At 46.1% G+C, this 21,324-nt stretch carries 19 protein-coding genes; 13 read left to right on the forward strand and 6 right to left on the reverse strand.

Features of this window, described 5'->3' with window-relative positions; translation table 11 throughout:
- Positions 1–56 precede the first annotated feature (56 nt).
- The 6 genes from GV64_RS06325 to GV64_RS06350 all read left to right on the forward strand — a co-directional run bounded on the left by GV64_RS06325 (position 57) and on the right by GV64_RS06350 (position 5,685).
- Positions 57–1,181: a branched-chain amino acid ABC transporter substrate-binding protein gene (locus GV64_RS06325; RefSeq protein ID WP_020580962.1), complete on the forward strand. Its 1,125-nt coding sequence runs from the start codon at positions 57–59 to the stop codon at positions 1,179–1,181.
- A 172-nt stretch (positions 1,182–1,353) separates the two neighbouring features.
- Entirely contained in the window at positions 1,354–2,280 is a 927-nt protein-coding gene (livH, locus tag GV64_RS06330) for a high-affinity branched-chain amino acid ABC transporter permease LivH (RefSeq protein ID WP_026258034.1), read from the forward strand.
- Positions 2,277–3,617: a high-affinity branched-chain amino acid ABC transporter permease LivM gene (locus tag GV64_RS06335; protein ID WP_020580960.1), complete on the forward strand. Its 1,341-nt coding sequence runs from the start codon at positions 2,277–2,279 to the stop codon at positions 3,615–3,617. The genes livH and GV64_RS06335 overlap by 4 nt, the downstream gene beginning before the upstream one ends.
- 56 nt (positions 3,618–3,673) lie before the next feature.
- Entirely contained in the window at positions 3,674–4,405 is a 732-nt protein-coding gene (gene livG / locus GV64_RS06340; protein ID WP_456236245.1) for a high-affinity branched-chain amino acid ABC transporter ATP-binding protein LivG, read from the forward strand.
- 28 nt (positions 4,406–4,433) lie between these two features.
- Positions 4,434–4,949, forward strand: coding sequence for a GNAT family N-acetyltransferase (locus tag GV64_RS06345; protein WP_020580958.1), 516 nt, complete (start codon positions 4,434–4,436; stop codon positions 4,947–4,949).
- A 16-nt stretch (positions 4,950–4,965) separates the two neighbouring features.
- Positions 4,966–5,685, forward strand: coding sequence for an ABC transporter ATP-binding protein (locus tag GV64_RS06350; protein ID WP_020580957.1), 720 nt, complete (start codon positions 4,966–4,968; stop codon positions 5,683–5,685).
- Positions 5,686–6,082: 397 nt separating this feature from the next.
- Here GV64_RS06350 and GV64_RS06355 read toward each other — a convergent pair whose 3' ends face one another.
- A complete protein-coding gene (locus GV64_RS06355; protein WP_026258032.1) occupies positions 6,083–6,565 on the reverse strand; it encodes a DUF2165 family protein in 483 nt (160 codons plus the stop codon).
- A gap of 168 nt (positions 6,566–6,733) precedes the next feature.
- Here GV64_RS06355 and GV64_RS06360 point away from each other — a divergent pair, with 168 nt between their 5' ends.
- The 4 genes from GV64_RS06360 to GV64_RS06375 all read left to right on the forward strand — a co-directional run bounded on the left by GV64_RS06360 (position 6,734) and on the right by GV64_RS06375 (position 13,748).
- Positions 6,734–10,921 (forward strand): response regulator, encoded by a 4,188-nt coding sequence (locus GV64_RS06360; protein WP_020580954.1) that lies wholly within the window; start codon positions 6,734–6,736, stop codon positions 10,919–10,921.
- On the forward strand, positions 10,918–11,757 hold the full coding sequence (locus GV64_RS06365) for a CheR family methyltransferase (protein ID WP_020580953.1): 840 nt from the start codon (positions 10,918–10,920) through the stop codon (positions 11,755–11,757). The genes GV64_RS06360 and GV64_RS06365 overlap by 4 nt, the downstream gene beginning before the upstream one ends.
- The gene (locus tag GV64_RS06370) at positions 11,754–12,341 is read left to right on the forward strand and encodes a chemotaxis protein CheB (protein WP_020580952.1); all 588 of its coding nucleotides are present in this window, start codon (positions 11,754–11,756) and stop codon (positions 12,339–12,341) included. Before GV64_RS06365 ends, GV64_RS06370 begins: the two co-directional genes overlap by 4 nt.
- A gap of 78 nt (positions 12,342–12,419) precedes the next feature.
- Complete coding sequence (locus GV64_RS06375; protein ID WP_020580951.1) at positions 12,420–13,748, forward strand: GGDEF domain-containing response regulator; 1,329 nt, start codon at positions 12,420–12,422, stop codon at positions 13,746–13,748.
- 267 nt (positions 13,749–14,015) lie between these two features.
- Here GV64_RS06375 and GV64_RS06380 read toward each other — a convergent pair whose 3' ends face one another.
- A complete protein-coding gene (locus GV64_RS06380) occupies positions 14,016–15,281 on the reverse strand; it encodes a 6-phosphofructokinase (protein WP_020580950.1) in 1,266 nt (421 codons plus the stop codon).
- A gap of 267 nt (positions 15,282–15,548) precedes the next feature.
- Between GV64_RS06380 and mpl the strand changes: the two genes are divergently transcribed.
- Positions 15,549–16,928: a UDP-N-acetylmuramate:L-alanyl-gamma-D-glutamyl-meso-diaminopimelate ligase gene (gene mpl / locus GV64_RS06385; RefSeq protein WP_026258031.1), complete on the forward strand. Its 1,380-nt coding sequence runs from the start codon at positions 15,549–15,551 to the stop codon at positions 16,926–16,928.
- Between the two features lie 39 nt (positions 16,929–16,967).
- Positions 16,968–17,591, forward strand: a complete 624-nt coding sequence (locus GV64_RS06390; RefSeq protein ID WP_020580948.1) for a flavin prenyltransferase UbiX — start codon at positions 16,968–16,970, stop codon at positions 17,589–17,591.
- Here the strand turns inward: GV64_RS06390 and GV64_RS06395 are convergent.
- Positions 17,559–18,509: a hypothetical protein gene (locus tag GV64_RS06395; RefSeq protein ID WP_020580947.1), complete on the reverse strand. Its 951-nt coding sequence runs from the start codon at positions 18,507–18,509 to the stop codon at positions 17,559–17,561. The two genes, GV64_RS06390 and GV64_RS06395, sit on opposite strands and share 33 nt — an antisense overlap.
- 76 nt (positions 18,510–18,585) lie before the next feature.
- Positions 18,586–18,894 carry a hypothetical protein gene (locus GV64_RS06400; RefSeq protein WP_020580946.1) on the reverse strand — a complete coding sequence of 103 codons (309 nt, stop codon included), beginning with the start codon at positions 18,892–18,894 and terminating at the stop codon, positions 18,586–18,588.
- A gap of 219 nt (positions 18,895–19,113) precedes the next feature.
- Here GV64_RS06400 and GV64_RS06405 point away from each other — a divergent pair, with 219 nt between their 5' ends.
- The gene (locus GV64_RS06405; protein WP_020580945.1) at positions 19,114–19,491 is read left to right on the forward strand and encodes a hypothetical protein; all 378 of its coding nucleotides are present in this window, start codon (positions 19,114–19,116) and stop codon (positions 19,489–19,491) included.
- 48 nt (positions 19,492–19,539) lie between these two features.
- Here the strand turns inward: GV64_RS06405 and GV64_RS06410 are convergent, their stop codons facing one another.
- Positions 19,540–19,893 (reverse strand): c-type cytochrome, encoded by a 354-nt coding sequence (locus GV64_RS06410; RefSeq protein ID WP_020580944.1) that lies wholly within the window; start codon positions 19,891–19,893, stop codon positions 19,540–19,542.
- 126 nt (positions 19,894–20,019) lie between these two features.
- On the reverse strand, positions 20,020–21,042 hold the full coding sequence (locus GV64_RS06415; protein WP_157236899.1) for a polysaccharide deacetylase family protein: 1,023 nt from the start codon (positions 21,040–21,042) through the stop codon (positions 20,020–20,022).
- Positions 21,043–21,324 lie beyond the last annotated feature (282 nt).

The following is a 21,324-nucleotide window of genomic DNA, read 5'->3' on the forward strand; positions in this document are numbered from 1 at the left end:
CCAGGCGAACGTTCTGTGAACTCAGGATTGAAAAACAACAATAAAGAGTGACTGACATGCTGAAATCATTTAATAAAAAAATGGCTGTCTTAACTGCCGCAGTGGCTCTCGGCAGTGCATCGGTAGCTTCCGCAGCCGATACCATCAAAATTGCGCTGGCTGGCCCGGTAACAGGACCTGTTGCCCAATACGGTGATATGCAGTTTGTTGGCGCCAAAATGGCGATTGAGCAGATTAATAAGGCCGGTGGTGTTAATGGCAAAGAGCTGGAAGCAGTTGTTTATGATGACGCCTGTGACCCGAAGCAAGCTGTAGCGGTTGCTAACAAAATTGTGAACGACGATATTCGTTTTGTTGTTGGTCACCTCTGTTCTTCCTCAACCCAGCCAGCTTCTGATATTTATGAAGACGAAGGTGTGCTGATGATCACTGCCGCCTCAACCAGCCCTGATATTACTACTCGAGGTTACCAGCTGATTTTCAGAACCATCGGTCTTGATAGCATGCAGGGACCTACCGCAGCGAAATACATTATTAATACTGTCAAGCCAAAGAACATGGCTGTGATTCATGATAAACAACAATATGGCGAAGGTTTGGCTTCCAGTGTGCGTGATGAGGTACAGAAAGCCGGCATTAAAGTTGCCCTGTATGAAGGTGTGACGGCTGGTGATAAAGACTTCTCGGCGCTGATTGCCAAGCTTAAGAAAGAAGATGTCGACTTTGTTTACTACGGCGGCTACCACCCTGAGCTGGGTTTGATCCTGCGGCAAAGTGCTGAAAAAGGCCTTGATGTTAAGTTTATGGGACCAGAAGGCGTTGGTAATAAAGACATTTCAGCCATTGCTGGCAAAGCATCAGAAGGCCTGCTGGTAACCCTGCCCAAGAGCTTTGATCAGGATCCAGCAAATGCAAGGTTAGTTGAAGCGTTTCAGGCCAAGAGTGAAGACCCTTCCGGCCCATTCGTATTCCCGGCTTATTCTGCTGTTCAGGTTATGGCAGATGGTATGAAGCTGGCGTCCAGTGAAGACCCTGAAAAAGTAGCCAATACTTTACGTTCCAATAACTTCAAGACTCCAACTGGAGAGCTGGGTTTTGATAACAAAGGTGATCTGAAGGACTTCAGCTTCGTTGTGTACGAATGGCATGCTGATGGTAATAAAACTGCCTTGACCAAGTGATTGGAAGAATGCTCCACCAGGATTGGGTGGAGTACAAATAATGGAAAAACCTGTGTTGTAGAACCACTACCTGACGCAGGTTTAAGAATAATAAAGCAGTAGAAGGCCTGCAGGGAGCGCAGAACGCCAAGAGCGTTATTGCAACGTGCAGGCCTTTTTTATGGATTCGATCATGCCTGAGTCAGCCTATTATTTTATCCAGCAATTGCTGAACGGCCTTACGGTTGGGAGTACTTACGCCCTCATCGCCATTGGCTACACAATGGTGTACGGCATCATTGGAATGATCAATTTTGCGCATGGCGAGATCTACATGATCGGCAGCTATGTTGCTTTTGCCGTGCTGGCTGGTCTTGCCCTGATGGGAATTGACAGTGTTGCCCTGATGTTAACTGCAGCGTTTGTCATCAGTATCATCATTACCAGTACTTATGGGTTTGCCGTTGAACGAGTTGCTTATCGACCGTTAAGAAACAGTAACCGACTGATTGCCCTGATCTCTGCAATTGGTATGTCGATTTTTCTTCAGAATTATGTCCGTATTGCCCAGGGCTCGAGAGATATCGCTATGCCCAGTTTGATTTCCGGAGGATGGACCTTTGGGCCGGTGGATGAATTCAATGTTACTTTGTCGTATATGCAGGTCGTGATATTTATTATCACTTTTGTCACCATGACCCTTCTGACACTGTTTATTTCCAAGTCCAGAATGGGGCGTGCCTGCCGAGCCTGTGCCGAAGATCTGGGCATGACTCGCCTTCTGGGTATTAACACCAATCAGGTCATCTCTTTAACCTTTGTTATCGGTGCTGCACTGGCGGCCGTTGCAGGGGTTTTATTGGGTCTTTATTACGGTGTTATTAATCCATATATTGGCTTTCTTGCTGGCTTGAAAGCCTTTACAGCAGCGGTTCTTGGAGGAATTGGCAGTATTCCCGGAGCCGTATTGGGGGGCTTGATTCTTGGTGTAACTGAAGCGTTTACGGCGGGTTATTTCAGTACTGAATATAAGGATGTTGTCGCTTTTAGCCTACTGGTACTGATTCTACTATTTCGCCCTTCAGGTATTCTGGGTAAGCCGGAGGTAGAAAAAGTATGAATAATAATCGATTCTCTTCTGGTTTTCGGTGGTTTCCAGCCTTTATGGCTGCCGGAGCATTATTACTACTTGCCGTATTAATGATGGGCGTTCAGTTATCGACAGAAAATACTGAACTGGTTGTTCACTTTGCGGCGAGTGAGCGCTGGAACCTGATTCTGGCAGGTGCTGTTCTGGTGTTTCTGGTCCAGCTATTCAGAGATTCTATTACCTCTCTCTGGCATGGGTTGAAAAAACACAACCCTTTGCCAAAAGTGAGCCTGCCATCGCTGGAAGACCATAAGCCTCTGAAGCGAATGTTGGCTTGCTTTATGGTGGCAGGGCTGATGATCTGGCCTTTTTTTGTTTCCCGTGGTGCTGTTGATCTGGCAACGCTGGCACTTATTTATGTCATGCTCGGACTGGGTTTGAATGTGGTTGTCGGTCTCGCCGGTTTATTGGACCTGGGTTACGTAGGTTTTTATGCCGTTGGAGCCTATAGCTATGCGCTGTTGAACCAGTATTTTGGTCTCGATTTTTGGAGCTGTCTTCTTATTGGCGGCATCATGGCTGCTTTTTTTGGCTTTATTCTTGGCTTCCCTGTGTTAAGACTTCGGGGGGATTACTTAGCGATTGTTACCCTGGGGTTTGGGGAAATTATTCGCATTCTGTTGAATAACTGGACTTCAATCACTGGTGGGCCCAATGGTATCAGCCAGATTCCAAAGCCAACGCTGTTTGGTCTGGAATTTACTCGTCGGGCAAAGGAAGAGGGCAATATACCGTTCCACGAATTCTTCGGTATTGATTACAGCAGCGGGTATAAAGTCATTTTCCTTTATATTCTGGCGTTGCTGTTGGTGCTGGTAACGCTCTATATCATTAACCGGCTACTCAGAATGCCGATTGGACGCGCCTGGGAAGCACTTCGGGAAGATGATATTGCCTGCCGATCCCTTGGTTTGAACCCGACCGCCATCAAGTTATCTGCGTTTACTATTGGTGCTGCTTTTGCGGGCTTTGCCGGTACATTTTTTGCGGCCCGCCAGGGATTCATAAGTCCTGAATCGTTTACCTTCATTGAGTCAGCCATCATTCTGGCAATTGTCGTGCTCGGAGGAATGGGGTCTCAGATGGGGGTTATTCTTGCTGCCATTATTATGACTGTACTGCCTGAGTTTGCTCGGGAGTTTCAGGAGTATCGAATGCTCATGTTTGGTCTGATGATGGTGTTAATGATGATATGGCGACCTGAAGGGCTTATGCCGATGAAGCGTCCTCATTTGACACTCAGGGATCGTCAGGCTGATCAAGATGATGTCACCATGAAAACTCAGCCAGCGGCTGAAAGCGTTTAATCTGGATCAGGAGTTACAAGATGAATCAGTGTTTGCTGGAAGCATCGGATCTCAGTATGCGCTTTGGTGGTCTACTGGCTGTTGACCAGATGGCACTTAAGGTGCGTAAAGGGGAAATTGTCTCCATGATTGGCCCGAATGGCGCCGGGAAAACGACGGTGTTTAACTGTTTGACCGGTTTTTATCAGCCAACCGGTGGGAAGATTGTTTTTAAGGGACAGGCGGTAGAAAAGCTACCTGGTTTTAAGATTGCCCGTCTGGGCGTCGTTCGAACCTTTCAGAATGTTCGCCTGTTCAAAGCCATGACGGTTCTTGAAAACCTGCTGGTAGCCCAGCACCGGCATTTGAATACAGGTTTGCTGGCGGGACTTTTTAAAACCCCTGCGTTTCAGAAAAGTGAAGCTCAGGCAATGGACAAAGCGGCCTACTGGCTTGATATGGTTGGTCTGACCGAGTTCGCTAACCGTGAAGCAGGGAATCTCGCTTATGGTCAGCAGCGTCGGCTTGAAATTGCCCGCTGCATGGTGACAGACCCTCAGCTACTGATGCTGGATGAGCCAGCAGCAGGCCTGAACCCTAATGAAACCCGTGAGCTGGATGATTTGATTTCAGACCTGAGAAAAAATCATGGTGTTTCAGTACTGCTGATTGAACATGATATGAAACTGGTGATGGAAATCTCGGATCGGATCTATGTTATTAACCAGGGAAGGCCACTGGCTTCCGGTACTCCGGAAGAAGTGCGTAATCACCCTGAAGTAATCAAGGCTTATTTGGGGGAGTCCTGAATAAGCCGCCAATCCGGGGCTGTTTTTTATGAAGTACAGGGTTCCACTGGAGTTAGAAACAGAAAGGTTATTTCTTCGTCAATTTCAGGAAGAAGACTGGCTTGGTCTTCATAAATATTATTCTGATGCTGAGGCGACTCGTTATACCGTTGGAAAAGCCTTTACCGAGGGGGAAACGTGGCGAATCATGTGCAGTATGATTGGCCATTGGCAGGTTCGAGGTTATGGTCCTTATGCGGTGCTGGAGAAAAGCACAGGTCAGATTCTGGGACCTGTTGGTTTCTGGTATCCCAATGACTGGCCTGCTCCGGAAGTAAAGTGGGCCTTGGCTTCGGAATATTGGGGGCAGGGCTTTGCTTCTGAAGCAGCCAGAAAGGTTCAATCTATTGGGCGAGCGTATCTGCCAGAGATATCTCTGATCAGCTTTATTCACTCTGATAACCAGCCTTCTCTCAAATTAGCAGAACGGTTAGGAGCAGTGCTGGAAAAAGAGGTGCTATTTCGTGGTGGTATCTGGAAAATTTACCGACACCCAAAAGAATAAACAGGAATGCAGTAATATGAATAATGATAAGCCACTGCTAAGTCTTGAGAATGTTTCTACTTATTATGGGCAGGTTCAGGCACTGGATTCAGTAAGTGTAGAGATTCAGCAGGGTGAGATTGTTACGTTGATTGGCGCTAATGGTGCCGGAAAAACTTCATTGTTGATGACGTTATGCGGCGACCCAAGAGCGAGCAGCGGTCAGATTTTCTATGATGGTCAGGATATCACCCATGAAGATACTGCGGATATCATGCGCTCCGGTATCGCTCTGGTACCTGAAGGTCGGCGTGTTTTCTCCCGGCTGACAGTCGAAGAGAACCTGAGTATGGGGGGCTTTTTCACTGATGAACAGGATTATCGGCAGATTTATAACCACGTTCTTGAGCTTTTTCCAAGGCTTGAGGAACGTTTGCATCAGCGAGCAGGAACTATGTCTGGTGGTGAGCAGCAGATGCTGGCTATAGCACGAGCTTTGATGAGTAAACCCAGGTTACTACTGCTAGATGAACCCTCATTGGGGTTGGCTCCTATCGTCATTCAACAGATTTTTGACATTATTGCCAAGCTGAGAGATGAAGGGATGACAATCTTTCTAGTGGAGCAAAATGCCAATCAGGCGCTGAAACTTGCTGATCGAGGCTATGTACTTGAAAATGGAAAGATTGTTCTCCATGACACCGGACAGGCTTTGTTAGTGAATGAATCTGTTCAAGAAGCTTATCTGGGAGGGTGAATACTGTATTTTTCTTTGATTACCATGGCGGGTAATCAAATCATGCCTTACGCGGCTTTCATAGAACATTTTCTGGCCGCGTATTTATCACAAATTAGCTGGGTGAATCTTTAGTCTTATTTGTATTTCGAAATTAAAATACAGATTTAAATCTTTAATAGTAATTAAAAGTGCCGTTGATTTTAATTTATTCATTTAAAATCAATGATTAAATGGCATAGCTGCTCTGATAAATAAGAGATGCTCCCAGTACTATACTTTTTCTATAGCCGAAGTAGCAGTACAGGAAATGCAGTATGAAGCCTGAATACGATAAGCTGACCACAATGGAAGTGTTGATGTTAGCCAGCTCGCTGAGTGTTTTAGCAGGGGCGCTGGTTACTCTTGGAATTCTGGTTCAGTAGTGATCCGGTAAGTTAATAAACACTAGTGTTAGACCAACGGCAACCAGAACTCGGCTGGCACTGGCCAGTGCTCCCCATGGAGTTTGCCATGCCAGAAACCATTCTCCCCCAATAACGAAGAAACCTCCAAACCAAATTCCAAAGGCCAATACCAGGCCCAAATTGGATGTTTGCCTGGCAGATATAACGCTTTCTCTATCGGTGTGACGAATAAATTGTAGAAAGCCTTTCCAGCAAAGTGCAGATGAGAGTAGCTGTAAAATGATAATAAAAAGATAGGCGATGTGGTGGAGCAGTGGAGTCTGGATGGATCGCCAATGATGGGGGGAATCCTGAGGCAATGCATCCATCGTCATTACATGTTGGATATAGCCCAGGTTGGTTGAGTAATCCGTAACGTTGTTGAAAAAAACCATGGTAATGTAGCTGGCTACCAGAGCCACCATGATCATCTTGCACATCTTAAGTATACCCACTTGCTACCTCATCTTGATTGTATCGCTTGTTGCGAACTGCCATCCTCAACACTGGATTTATCTTTGGTTCTAATAAATTGAACCCTAATTTTTTTGTGCATATCAACGATGAATAAGAGATGGCAAAACTCCAATTTCCATCCTTTGGTAAAGCACAGAGGTTAGACCATGAGTTCAGAGTCACCCAGTGAAAACAGTCAGCGAAAGACGGGTGGCCTGGCGCTCACGCTTTTTCTCTGGTTTATCGTTCTATCCATTGGTCCTGTTGTTATTGTTGGATTGAATGAGTACCAGACGGGCAAAGAGGGAATTGTGAAAGATCGCTATGATCAGCTTTCATCCGTCAATTTCCAGTTGACACAACGTGTTAATGAATATTTTGATACAGTGTTAACCAATCTATTCATTATGGCAGCACCTTCTGAAGCTTTCATTTCTGAACTTGTGAAAGCACCTGCATTTAAAAAACAGCCAGTTTCTGAATTTATTAATTCAAGGGAATACGGAGCTATTTACGAACAATACTCCATGGAGTATGTAGATTTTCTTCGATTTTATGATTACTCCGATGTAATTCTGGGCGATGTGGAAGGAAATATCCTATACACCGTAAATGAATACAGTGATTTAGGAAAAAATCTGTTTTCTCCAGAGTTCTCCGGTACTCTTTTTTCTAAGGCGGTCAAAGCCAGCCTTTATGACCAGCAGCCAAAGTATGCAGATCTGGCTGCTTACCCACCGGTAGGCAATGAGAAGGTTGTTTTTTTGATATTGCCGCTTGCTGACTCCCTTCAGAAAACGGTTGGTTTTATTGCGGTTCAGATACACCCTAAGAATATTCAGGTTATGTTTGATAAAGGTGAGTCGAATGTAGCTGGGCTTTCCTCATTTCTGGTGGGTAAGGATCGTAATATTCGCTTTGGTACTCAGATTGAGAATCAGAAACAGTTTAAATTTGAGGATGATAATCCGCTTATTAATTTGTGGCTAAGCCATCTCGAGGACGACGGAAGTTACGAGGAAGATGACACCCATTTCGGAGAATTCTCTTCAGATAATGGCCATGCTCATGAGCCTGCTGGAGCGCATGATCATGACCTGGATTCAATGTCAGAGGATCTTGACTCCCTAAGTCTGGATGATCAGAACGTATTGAACCGGGCTGCCAAAGCAAGTTTAAGCCATATTCGAAGCTACATTCATGGTGAAGAAGTTCTGGGGATTTATCTGCCAATAAATATCGCTGGAACGCCTATGGTCATGCTTTCAGAGGTAACGCATCGGCATGCTTTTGCATCCGTCCAGGATTTTCGAAAACGCCTTTTTGTTCTTATCGCTATCACTTTTGCTTTGGTCGTCGTGATTGCTCTGTTTGTTACTCGACAGCTGGTGAAACCCATACGTCTGATTACCAGGTGGGTCAATCGGGTCGCAGCGGGTGACTATGCCGAAGGAACAGTTCTGAACGGAAATAATGAGATTAGTGAACTCAGTCGCAGTTTTGCCCAGATGACCGATAGGTTGCGTACCGTCAGTACTGAAAATACGCGAAAAAACTGGCTTCAGGAAGGCATGGCGGGATTGCATAACAGTGTACGTGGTGAGCAGGCCATGGCTGAGCTGTGCCATCACATCGTGACTTATATTGCCCGCTATCTGGATATGCATTCCGGCGCGATGTTTGTGAAAGATGATAAAAATCAGCTGCAGCTGATGGGAACCTACGCCTGGCGTAAGCGCAATCAGCATGCAAATTGTTTTGAAATTGGTGAAGGGTTGATTGGTCAGGCAGCACTGGAAAGAGAACCGATAGAGATAACTAATGTACCTGAGGGTTATATTGACATTGAGTCCGGACTTGGCTTGGCCAGGCCGGCCCATCTCATCATTGTTCCTCTTTGCTATGAAAATGAGCTTAAAGGAGTATTTGAGTTTGCACGCCTGGGTCCAATGACGGATGAGCAAAATCTGTTCCTCGAGCATTCTGTTGAAAGTATTGCCATTGCGATTAACTCTGCTCAGTACCGAACTCGGGTAAATCAGCTTCTTGATACCACTACCCAGCAATCAGAGGCATTAAAGGAGCAAAAAGAAGAATTACGTTCGGTGAATGAAGAGCTGGAAAAGCGTGCCGGTATTCTGGAAGAGTCTGAGGAAGAGCTTAAAGCCCAAAGTGAGGAACTTCAGAAATCCAATGCAGAGCTGGAAGAACTCAGCGAGCAGCTGATGCTCCAGAAAGAAGAGATAGAGAGAAAGAATAAAGATATTGAGTTATCCAGTAAAAAGGTAACGGAAAAGGCGGAGGAGCTTGCCAGAGCCAGTAAATATAAGTCCGAGTTTCTGGCCAACATGTCCCATGAGCTGCGCACGCCTTTGAATTCTCTCTTGCTTCTTTCACAGATGCTCGCAGAGAACGACGAAGGTAACCTGACAGAAGATCAGGTGGAGTCTGCCCAGGTTATCTACAACGGTGGTAAAGAGTTACTGGAGCTGATCAACGACATTCTCGACCTGTCCAAGGTTGAAGCAGGCAAGATGTCCGTAAACCTTGATGACACAACTTTGAAAGAGATTAAAGGCAGTATCGAAACCATGTTTAACCCTCTGGCTGAAAGCCGGGGGCTTCAATTCCTGGTCAACATAGAAAGTGGTACGAGCAAGTCTGTTTTCACAGATAGCCAGCGCTTCATGCAGATTATTAAGAACTTCCTGTCTAATGCATTCAAGTTTACTGAGGAGGGGACTGTTCAGGTAAAAATATTTAATCAAACTCGTTCTGGCCGCTTTTCGGAAGATACATGGGTCGGCTTTGCCGTAAAAGACAGTGGCATTGGGATTCCCAAAGAGAAGCAGGCATCTATTTTTGAATCATTCCAGCAGGCAGATGGGTCGACCAGTCGAAAGTACGGAGGAACGGGCCTTGGTCTGGCGATATCCAGGGAGATGGCCGAGCTACTGGGTGGTTTTATTGAACTCGAAAGTAAAGAAGGGGAAGGAACAACGTTCACTCTGTTTTTGCCAAGTAATCCAGTTTGCTCTCTGGGGCCGGAGAAAGTTCTGGCGGATAACTATGTGTCAGATGTGTTCGACCATGCCTTGGGTAGCGCTGGACCTGAAATTACCGTTCAGAAGCCTGAACGCAACAGTGAGCCTGCGGATGAGGTCGCTGAACCTGAGGCGATGGAAGTATTTGATTATCAGTTGCTGGCTATTGAAGATGACCCTCACTTTGTTGCCATTCTCACTCAATTAGCGGGTAAGCATCACTTTGGTTGCCTGCATGCTCCAACGGGGCAGCAGGGCATTGCTCTGGCCAGAAAGCATCAACCCTCTGCCATCATCTTGGATTTAGGCTTACCGGATATGGATGGTCAGGAGGTACTTGCCCAGCTAAAAGACAATGATATGACTAGGCATATACCCGTTCACATTGTTTCGGGACGGGATCCAGGCTCGGTTTCCAGCCTTGGTGCTGTTGGTTACTTGAGAAAGCCCGTGAGTGTTACAGAAATTGATAAAGCGTTTTCTACACTTGAGCAGGCCATTAGTCAGGATATCCATGATGTATTGATTCTCGATCTAGATGAAGAGCAGAGGTCATCAGTAGGAAGTATGTTGGAGCAAAAAGGGCTTCATGTAGGGTATGCCAATTCTGCTGTTGAAGCTGAGAAGGAGCTTGCCGCCCATCATTGGCACTGTTTGATTATGGACCTGGATCTGGGAGATATCGGAGGTCTGGAGTTTTTGGAAAGAATCAAAGGTAGGCTGGGCGCTGACATGCCTTCAGTGGTTATTCACACCGCCCACCCTGTTGATAAGAAAGAGCATTCCCAGTTGCAGGAGTTTACGAATGCCATGGTGATGAAGGGAGACAAGGCTCTTGAAAGAATCACCGATGAAGTCAGTCTATTTCTGCATACCGTGAATAAGGATCAGGTGGATGATACACCCGATGAACCTGTAACCAGTGCAGAGAAAAGCCTTGATGGACATAAGATTCTGCTGGTAGATGATGACTTGAGAAATACATTTGCCCTCTCTAAAGCCCTGCAGGGAATGGGGCTGGAGGTTGTACTCGCTGATAATGGGAAGAATGCCATCAACAAGCTTGAGGAAGAAGACGGCATAGAGCTTGTGTTAATGGATATTATGATGCCCATCATGGATGGCTATGAGGCAACAGCCGCTATCCGGCAAATGAATGAGTATAAAGACCTCCCGATTATTGCCTTGACGGCTAAGGCCATGGCAGGAGATAAGGCAAAATGTCTTGAAGCGGGAACCAATGATTACATGACCAAACCGCTGGATATGGACAAGTTGACAGCAATGCTGAAGGTGTGGCTGCTTCGATGATTGAGAATTGCTCAGTAGCTGATCTGGAACAGCTGGAACTTGACTTACTCCTGGAGGCTGTCAAGACGCGTTACAGCTATGACTTTCATGACTATGCCAAGGCATCGATGATTCGTCGTGTAAGAAAGTACATGGATCAATCAGGTATTCATCATGTCAGTGAGCTAATTCCACTATTTCTACATGATAACCGTGCGTTTTACCGGTTTGTGAAAAGTCTCTCTGTCGTTGTAACTGAAATGTTTAGGGATCCAGACGTGTTTAAAGCTTTGAGAGAGGAGGTCATTCCAGTTCTCAAAACATACCCGTTTATCAAGATATGGCATGCGGGGTGTGCTTCGGGGCAGGAAGTGTATTCCATGGCGATCCTTCTGGAAGAAGAGGGGCTTCTGGATCGCTGCCAGATATACGCTACGGACTTCAATGATGATGCCCTTAAATTAGCAAAAAAGGGTATCTATCCGGCGGAAGATATTGAGCTTTATAAAAAAAACTACAGTCTTTCGGGAGGGAAGTCTGAGCTGAGTAATTATTGGGTCAGCCTTTACGACTCCATCAAGATCAACAGCCGATTGGCTGAACGAGTCACATTTGCCAATCACAATCTTGTTACTGACGGTGTTTTTGGTGAAATGAATCTGGTGATGTGTCGCAATGTGCTTATTTATTTTAACGAGCAATTGCAGGACAGGGCGTTAACTCTGATTAACGACAGTTTATGTCCGAGAGGGTTTCTCTGCATCGGACGAAGAGAGAACCTGAAGTTCAGCCAGATCAGAAACCACCTTGACGATGTCAGTAATACGCTTCGAATCTACAGGAAGGTTGGTTCGTGAGCTGGGTTTCAGTTGAGAATATGCCCAAGGCTGTTGTGCTGGGAGCATCTGCAGGGGGAATAAATGCTCTGGGTTTTCTTTTCAGCGAACTGGGAGAGGACTTCTCATTGCCCATTCTGGTCACCAAGCATGTAGGGTTGAATGATGACCGAAGCATGCTCAGGGTACTTGCCCGGCAGAGTACACTTCCAGTCAAGGTAGCGAAAGACAAACATCGAATACAGCCGGGTACCATTTATCTTGCACCGGCTGGCTACCATATGCTGGTTGAGGAGCAGGGGGTTATCAGCCTGAACCTTGAAGCCCCCGTTGCTCACTCTCGACCCTCTATTGATGTGCTGTTTCAGTCAGCCGCCAGAGTTTATGGGCAGGAGCTTGTTGCAGTTGTTTTGACTGGTGCTAATCGAGATGGTGCCGATGGTATTCGAACAGTAAAGGATTTTGGGGGAACCACGGTTGCCCAATGTCCTAGAAATGCTGAAATGGGGGTTATGCCCAAGGCATCACTGGATACAGGGTGTGTGGATTACCTGATGACGTTAGAGGAAATCCCGGCTTTTCTGGATCAGATTGGTGGTGTCTGATACCTCGAATTTACAAAGGTCAATACTGCCAGATTGTTGGGCGATTGCCTTTCAGGGATGAGACAGGGATTGTCTGGTATGGAGACAAATAGCAAAGTCAAAATTCTGGTTGTGGATGACCGGCCGGAAAACCTGCTGGCTATGGATAAGTTATTAAAGCCGTTGGGTGCAGAAGTCCACAAGGTGGACTCTGGTGAGAAGGCGCTGTCTGAAGTTTTGGCCCATCACTTTGCTGTTATCCTTCTGGATGTTCAAATGCCTGGTATGGATGGTTTCGAAACGGCCACACTACTGCACAGCAACAAGCAAACTGCCAATATCCCCATCATTTTTGTGACTGCAATTAATAAAGATCATAACTACGTTGCCAAAGGCTATCAGTCTGGTGCTGTAGATTATTTGCCTAAGCCAATTGTTCCAGAAATTCTTTTAGGTAAAGTGAAGGTATTTTTACAGCTGGAAGAGCAGCGGCTGGCGCTTGAGGATGTAACCAAGGAACTTCGTTGGATCAGTAGAAAAAATAAACTGCTGCTGGACTGTGCTGGAGAAGGCATCGTTGGATTGGACAAAGAAGGAAAGATAACCTTTATCAATCCCTATGCCTGTGAATTATTAGGAGGAGCGGAAGGCGTTTTTCTTGATACACATATTAGTCAATTCCTTTTTGATAATGCTTCTGGTGAAACAGTCATGGATCAGTGGCGGGCGTCGGGTATTTATCATGAGTGTTTTGAAAAAGGTGGGACTCTTAAGCAGTCCACTGAACTAATCAACGTGAGTCAGGGTAAATTCCCTGCAGAGTTTAATATTGCAGCCATTGTAAATAGTCGAAACTCAGTGCAGGGTGCGGTGTTTGTTTTTCAGGATATAACTGAGCGAAAGCAAATGGAAGACCAGCTATTGAGAATGGCTAAGTACGACAGCCTAACTGGTTTGGCTAACCGAACTCTGTTCAGGGAGTTTCTTCAGTCCTCAATGGATCGCAGTGATCGTTACCATAAAAATACGGCCGTCATGTTTCTGGATCTGGATCATTTTAAGGAGATCAATGACCAGCTGGGGCATGATGCTGGAGATCAACTGCTTTCCAGTGTGGCTAATCGTTTAGAAGGTTGTATTCGTAAGGTGGACCTGATTGCAAGGCTGGGTGGGGATGAGTTTGCTGTTGTCCTGGATGATGTGAAGAGTTCAGAAGATGCACGCACAGTCGCAGACAAGATCCTTCATACGCTTGAAAAGCCTCATGAGCTGGGGGATGCTTCAAAAAAAGTGGGGACCAGTATAGGGATTGCGTTTTATCCAGACAATGGAGTGGATGCTGATGGCCTGATAAAGGCAGCAGATGAGGCAATGTATGCCGCTAAGAAAGAAGGTCGGAATGATTTTCGATTTTATTCCGACCTTTAATTATTTGGGGCTGTTGAGGTTTCGTTGCGTGCTCAGCGTATCAGGGCGCTCCTATGACGAGGCGCGGCATTGCAGGAAGGCTGGTTGCCTTTCAAAATGCCGTAACGAAGACATAGGGGCGCCCTGATACGCCCGAAGGGTGGCTCAGAAAAGCGCCATCTGCTTTGTCAGACATGCTTGACGTAGAATAACTACGCGCGGCGCAAGTCTTTCGCGCATATGACGCTTTTCTGAGTCACTGAGCTCGCAACGAAACGTCAACAGGCCCTATATTTCAAAAGGAGTATTCAATTGTTTTTCAACGAATACTTTTCTCAGGCGAGCGAAACGGGGTAAGCCGTTTAGATATGCCGGATACTCTTCCCCTTCAATCAGTGGCTCCAGGTAACCCCTGCATGTGGGGGTAATGTTGAAGCCATCCTCACTGATAAAATCCAGAGGCATTTTTCGTTCAAAGTTAGCGACTTTTGCTAACGGCACCTCTTTGATCGCCCATCGGTAAGGAAGATCTGATTCCCGGATGATTGCAGGCATCACCGCATTATGACCTGTTACCGCCAGTTCTACAGCCGCCTTACCCACTGCATATGCCTGTTCTACATCAACCCGTGAGGCAATATGGCGCGCTGAGCGTTGCAGGTAGTCTGGAACTGCATAGTGGTATTTATAACCCAGCTCCTGTTTGATCATATTGCACAAGGCTGGTGCTACACCACCCAGTTGCTGATGGCCAAAAGAGTCAATAACAGTAGTGGATGCAGAAATGAAGCTACCATCGTCGTATTTGGCGCCTTCTGAAGCGACGATGACACAATAGCCTTCGTTATTTACTGTCTCGTCAACTTTGTTCAGGAATTTCTGTCGATCCAAAGGCAGTTCTGGAAAAATAATAATATGAGGGGGGTCACCGTCCTGACGGGCCGCAAGTCCTGTTGCTGCTGCAAGCCAGCCTGCGTGCCTTCCCATTACTTCCATCACAAATACCTTGGTAGAGGTGTCACACATGGAAGCAATATCGTGGCTGGCTTCTTTGATTGATACTGCAAGGTATTTGGCAGCAGAACCAAAGCCTGGGCAGTTATCGGTAACTGCCAGATCGTTATCGATGGTTTTGGGAACACCAATACAGGTAATTGGGTACCCCATTTTTTCACTTAACTGGGATACCTTCCAGGCAGTATCCATGGAGTCATTACCGCCATTATAGAAAAAGTAGCCGATGTTATGAGCCTGAAAGACTTCAATCAGCCGGCGATATTCAGCTTCGCTCTCTTCGAAGGATTTCAGTTTATAACGGCAGGAACCAAAGGCGCCTCCTGGGGTCCTTAATAAAGCACCGATGGTTTCATCGGATTCATAGGAGGTATCAATCAGCTCCTCACGTAAAGCGCCGAGGATGCCATTGTGACCCGCATAGACTTTGCCGATTTTATCCGGGTAACGACGAGCTGTTTCAATAACCGCGCACGCGCTGGCATTGATGACAGCGGTAACACCACCAGACTGTGCGTAAAAAGCGTGTTTCTTTGTCATCGGTTAAATTCCGAGTGTCACTCTGTGTTATTTTGTGTTTTAAATTGGTGCAGATGATACCCGATCACGAGCTTATTGGTAGCCTTTGCCGGGTTAGTTTTTTATGAACACAGGGCTTTTATGATCTGATGGCCCTCTGATGTCAACGTCCTTTTGCGCATAGGGCAAAAACAATGTCAAAATTCTGGTATCAGGGGCTTTTGGACATTTTCCTATTAAATTCCGCCTCCCCTTCAATCTGGAATGCCTTTTTTGGAGAAATTTGGGATGCACATACACATTCTGGGAATTTGTGGAACCTTTATGGGGAGCCTGGCCATTCTTGCCAGAGAGCTTGGGTTTCATGTATCCGGTTCTGATGAAAATGTATACCCACCGATGAGCACCCAACTGGAAAAACAGGGTATCTCTCTGTTTCAGGGGTATGACTCCGACGCTCTCTGTCCGGCTCCCGATCTTGTCATTATTGGTAATGCCATGAAACGGGGGAATCCCGCAGTAGAGTATCTGCTTGAGAAGGGGCTACCTTACGTGTCTGGCCCGGAGTTTTTTTCCCGTCATATAGCCCCGGGGCGATGGGTATTGGCAGCTTCCGGTACCCACGGTAAAACCAGTACCAGTAGTATGCTCGCATGGATATTGGAATATGCAGGAATGTCTCCTGGTTTTCTGATCGGTGGTATTCCTAAGGATTTTGGTATTTCAGCAAGGCTTGGCAGTACCTCTTTTTTTGTTATTGAAGCAGATGAGTACGATACTGCGTTTTTTGATAAGCGCTCCAAGTTTGTTCACTACCATCCCCGCACGTTGATTATCAATAATCTAGAGTTTGATCACGCCGATATTTTTGATGATCTGGCTGCTATTCAACGACAGTTTCACCATTTGGTGAGAACCATTCCTGGTAGTGGCCGAATACTCTTTCCGTCTGATACCCCTGTAATAGATGATGTTATTGCCATGGGGTGCTGGTCGGAGCAGGAAGGTCTGGGAGGGAATGAAAGCGTCTGGCAAGTTGAACCTGTCAGTGAGGACGGTAGCCACTTTCAGGTCTTATATAAAGACCGTGTGGCCGGTACAGTAAACTGGCAGCAGGAAGGTGATCACAATGTTGCCAATGCTCTGGCCTCCATTGCTGCGGCTCACCATGTTGGTGTTCTACCCGAAGTAGCCTGTGAAGCGCTTTCAGTCTTTCAGGGAGTAAAGCGACGGATGGAGCTGATTGAGGAGGTAGGAGGTGTTCGGATTTATGATGACTTTGCTCATCACCCAACGGCTATAGCCACCACTCTGGCTGGACAGCGATCCAAGTTGGGAGAAAACGCAAATATTCGGGTGATTATTGAGCCAAGGTCAAACACCATGAAAATGGGAGTCCATCAGGAAACTCTGGTCGCCTCAACCGATCAGGCATCAGAAGTTATCTGGTTTAAACCTCAGGGGCTTGACTGGCCACTCGCGGAGCTGGTGGCGAATAGTCCAGTAAAGGCATCTGTCATTGCTTCGACTGAAGCCATTGTTCGTTACCTGGTTGATACTGCTGCATCGGGTGACCATCTTCTTGTGATGAGTAATGGAGGCTTTGAGGGAATTCATGGCCGTATAGTCAGTGGTTTGAAAGAGAAGTTTAAAAAGACTGGGGCTTGATAGCCTTGGCTTAAAGCAAAATAAGGTTGGAAGTAAAGCATGAACTCATCAAATCCTGAGCGAGTAACGTTGGCCATCACTGGTGCATCTGGTGCTCAGTATGGGCTTAGGCTACTTGAATGTCTGGTGGCAGCAGATCGGCAGATATTTTTTCTGGTTTCCAGGGCAGCAAAAGTTGTTTTGGCAACAGAAATGGATATTGAACTCGGTGATACTGCTGAGGCCATTGAGCAATACCTGACTGATCGTTATAGGGCCGCGCACAAACAAATTCGAGTGTTTGGTGAAGATGACTGGATGTCTCCCGTTGCTTCAGGCAGTGGGGCTCCCAGTTCAATGGTGATCTGTCCCTGTAGCACAGGAACCTTATCAGCCATTGCCTGTGGCCTGAGTAACAATCTGACTCAGCGGGCAGCCACGGTTGTATTAAAGGAACGGCGGAAGCTGATCATTGTACCCAGGGAAGCACCGTATTCTGAAATACATCTGGAAAACATGCTGAAGTTGAGCCGAATGGGCTGTGTGATGCTTCCAGCATCTCCGGGTTTTTATAACAGGCCAGAAACTGTGGATGATATGGTTGATTTTATCGTTGCCCGAATCCTCGACCAACTGGGTATTGCTCAGGAACTAATGCCGTCCTGGGGAAGCCATAGTCTTTAATGGTGTCGTTATTAACTCATTTGGGATAAAAGGCTTAAGGTTGTGAAGCCAAAGGGCAAGCGCATCCAGGTAAATAGGCAGTGTTACTGTTGAGTCTGCCGGACCAGCCGCGAGATCAACCGAAAAGCTTCCTGACAGCTCTTGTCGTACCACTTCTTTCTGATAAATCCCATGGGGCTGATCTGAGATAACAAGAACAGTCCCCGGTGAAGGGTTTTCTTTTGCCCAGTACTTGAGGGTGTCACGGGTATTTGGCCTGTGCCAGAGTCCATTTCTCCAGTTTCTTGGGGTATCAATAAACTCAACCGGCAGGGCTCGCATGGCTTCTGGTATGGGCGCTAGCTGATGCAGCATTTTTGCTGCTTCTGTTTCGGTGAATGGATATGGGTCCAGTTTCTTGTTGCCTGGTTTATCGGTTTTACTAATCAATATTTCAAGATAATCAATCCCGGGGTTGAGAGGGCGCTGGCCAACAAGATAGATCAATCGCTTGAATCGAACCCCCTGATTCCACCAGTAAGCCAGATAATCCAGCCTTCGCTTTATACCCGGGGCCGTAGCACCCAGAAGCAGTGCGTAATCATATTGTTTACTTAAGGGTTCTGCAGGGGATGTTAGCCTGAGCTTTTCCAGCAACTCAAAAACTTTGTGTTCTTTACTTTTCGAGATACCCAGTTCCGGTAATTCCCATCGTTCTTGTCCTGGTTTTCTTCGCCAGACTTGACTGGCACTGATCATTGATTCCAGAGTGGCGTCATGGGGAATATTCAGCTCATTGAGCAGCGAATCCAGCATGATGGGGAGCGCTTCATAGCTTGGATCTTGATCAACTGCATCGGCATGGGAAAACATGGATAAATACATCAGTGTCCCTACCAGAAACCATTTGTAATTGAATCGACTAAGGTTGCCGGGCATTGTTTTTGTCCCTGATTACACAGGGACAAGCATAGCTACTTTTTATAATTGACTACGGACCATTTTTTAAAAGAGCTTAGTGCTGCGTTGATGCAGGTGCCGCAGTCTGAGCCTGTTGCTGGAGAATAAGCTGGCTCAGCTCAGGCTGTTCCCAGTTCTCTGGGTAGTGCTTGGCCATCGCTTCCATCATGACGGTATATTCATCAGCGGGTTTTTGAAGCAGATAGGTTAGAAAGGTAAAGATTCGATCAGACATTTCCTTATTGATCTGGTTCAATTGTTGATCGTTTATCTGTCCCTTTTTCTGACACTCTTCAATGGTTGATTGACGAATGCAGTTGGCAGATATGATAAGTGCCAGTTTTTTGATGTTTTGCTCTTCCATGAGAGGGCTCCATGCCTGTATTGGATAAAAGACGCTTACTTATATAAAACTAGTTGTTGTGGGGGGGGATTCAAGGGGAAGAAAATAAAAACGGGGCTGATGCCCCTGATAAAATTGTAAACAGTATTAATAACTGTAATATTCTAAAGGCTCTTGGCCTTGGAATTTCTCTCGCTTAATATACTTCCAACAATATAACCTGCCCCACCAGCTGCACCCATGGCGAGTGTAATTAATGGGCTTCCTGTGAGTATGCTGGTAAACAAACCTACCACAACACCTATACCAATGGCCTTTACAGCTCTCTCCGCGAGCGGGATGAATTTTGGACTATGCTCATTCCAGATATTTTTAAAAAAACTAAAAATCTTGGATGAAATGCTGACTATTCTCCCCCAAATCGATGAGGAGCCACCACTCTTTGGAGAGGGGCTTTGTGTTTCGAATGTGCTACTTGGGGGGGGATTAACTGCAGCTGGCGTGGTCATGCTTAATTTCCTGATATTGGATTTATTTGTAATTAGTACTTTGAACCAAATTTATAAAAAAAGGTTCAATCCGATAGAGGAAAATAATCTTAAATATCTAATGCATTGATATTTAATGGTATTAGTCTTGGCTTTACTTTACTTGTTGATGAGGCAGTTACAGGCAGCCAGTAATTGAATACCATTCGCTAACACTCGCTACCTCTTCTTCTGTTAATAGTCTGGCAATATTACTCATGGGCTGATGAGTGGTTCTCGATCCATTGCGGTAGTATTGCAGTTGTTTAACCATATATTCTTTTTTCTGGCAGGCAAGGTTAGGGTTGAATGGCGCAGTGCCAATACCTTGTGGGCCGTGACAGCCTGCGCAGAGTTGCATGGCCTTTGCCTTTGCTGCTTCAAGGTGTTTGGGTGGCGCTTGAGTTTGAAGGGCAGACTGTTGATCATTACACCCCGCTAACAAAAAGAGAGTAGCTAGGGCTATTATTCTGATATTAAAAGCTATGTTCATCAGGCTGTCAGCTTCATTTTAATTGAAGGGATCAGTAATGGCTTAAAGCGGCCTGTGGATATGTGATGTTGAAGTCCACAGACCGCTTTAAATGTGCTAGTAAATGTTAGCAGTCATTTCGCTGTTTTAATCCAGCGCTTTGCCTTCATCTGTTAGCCTAAGCCATGCATGGGAATACCAGTAGTAGTGTCTGCCGCTATTGGATGGCGCGGTACAATTGTAGCGAGTTCGGCCTACCGGCAAAGGTTTATTAGCCTGTGTTTTCAGGTGTGTCATCTCTTCGTCGAGCCAGGTTATCTTCAATTCACCCTGGCCAGAAGCGTAGCACTTGAGCTGTTTTTTCTGGTAATCACCTTTTGCCAGTGTCAGCTCCAGCTCTGGTTTAAGGTTGTCCTGAGAGATCAGAGAAGAATCAGGACTTTGGGTTGTCACAGGCAGCGCCCGGCTTTTTACTTTGATGCCAAAATCGTTCACACCATAAATACCAGCCATGGGAAAACGTGGTAGACGGGTGAAGTCAGAATATTCACCAGCGGCACCGGACTGCTGCCCAAAACCGACATAACCCATATCATCCAGTGCTGCTCTGAGTTCCGGAGTGGTTTCTCCGAAAGTCCAGGCAAACATTTTGACACTCTGGCCGGTTTTCTCCTGAATTCTAGTTTCCGTCACCTCTAGATCCTGTCTGAATCGGGAAAGCCATTGTTCTTCGGTTTCCCCAGATAGCCTTTCCACACTATGGTCATGGCTCATTGTGTGGTTGGCAAGGGTAGCCCCACCTTGGGCCATTTCCCGTAATTGCTCCCAACTGAGGAATTTCTGATAGTTTTTATCCACAGGCGTTGGCGTCACAAAAATGGTAAATGGAAAGCCATACTCCTTGAGCACCGGAAATGCATTGGTGTAAATGCTCAAGTACGCATCGTCAAACGTAATGGTAACTGTTTTTTCCGGTAATGCCTGTTTGCTGCGAAGTGCCTCAACCGCATCAACCAGAGGAATCACGTTGAACTTATTCTCAGCGAGATAGTTCATATGCTTCTTGAATGTCTCAGGGGTGACGCTGGTTATTCTCGGGGTTTTATCGCTGACATGGTGGTATTGCAATATGACTGCGGAGCTGGATGCCTGGCTCAATGCAGGAATCATAGAAAGTATCATGAAAATATAGGGCAAAGACTGCCTCAAGTGGCGTACAGCAGGCTTAAACAGGGAGAAGAGTATCACAGTATTTCCTTATGATGGTTTTTGCCACAGCTGAAGTTTTTCCACTTTCCTTGTTGCTCAATCAGATAATTGGGCTTCCTGTGGTCGGAACATTCTGCTTCAGGCTAATACGGTTTTTAGAAGAATTTTAACCTTCAATGGGTAGGATTTACTATCGTACTAATTACGACTTTCGAATATTCAAGTACTTAGACAAAAAATAAC

Origin of the sequence: Endozoicomonas elysicola, from assembly GCF_000710775.1 — a bacterium.
In the GTDB taxonomy this organism is placed as follows: Bacteria; Pseudomonadota; Gammaproteobacteria; order Pseudomonadales; family Endozoicomonadaceae; genus Endozoicomonas; species Endozoicomonas elysicola.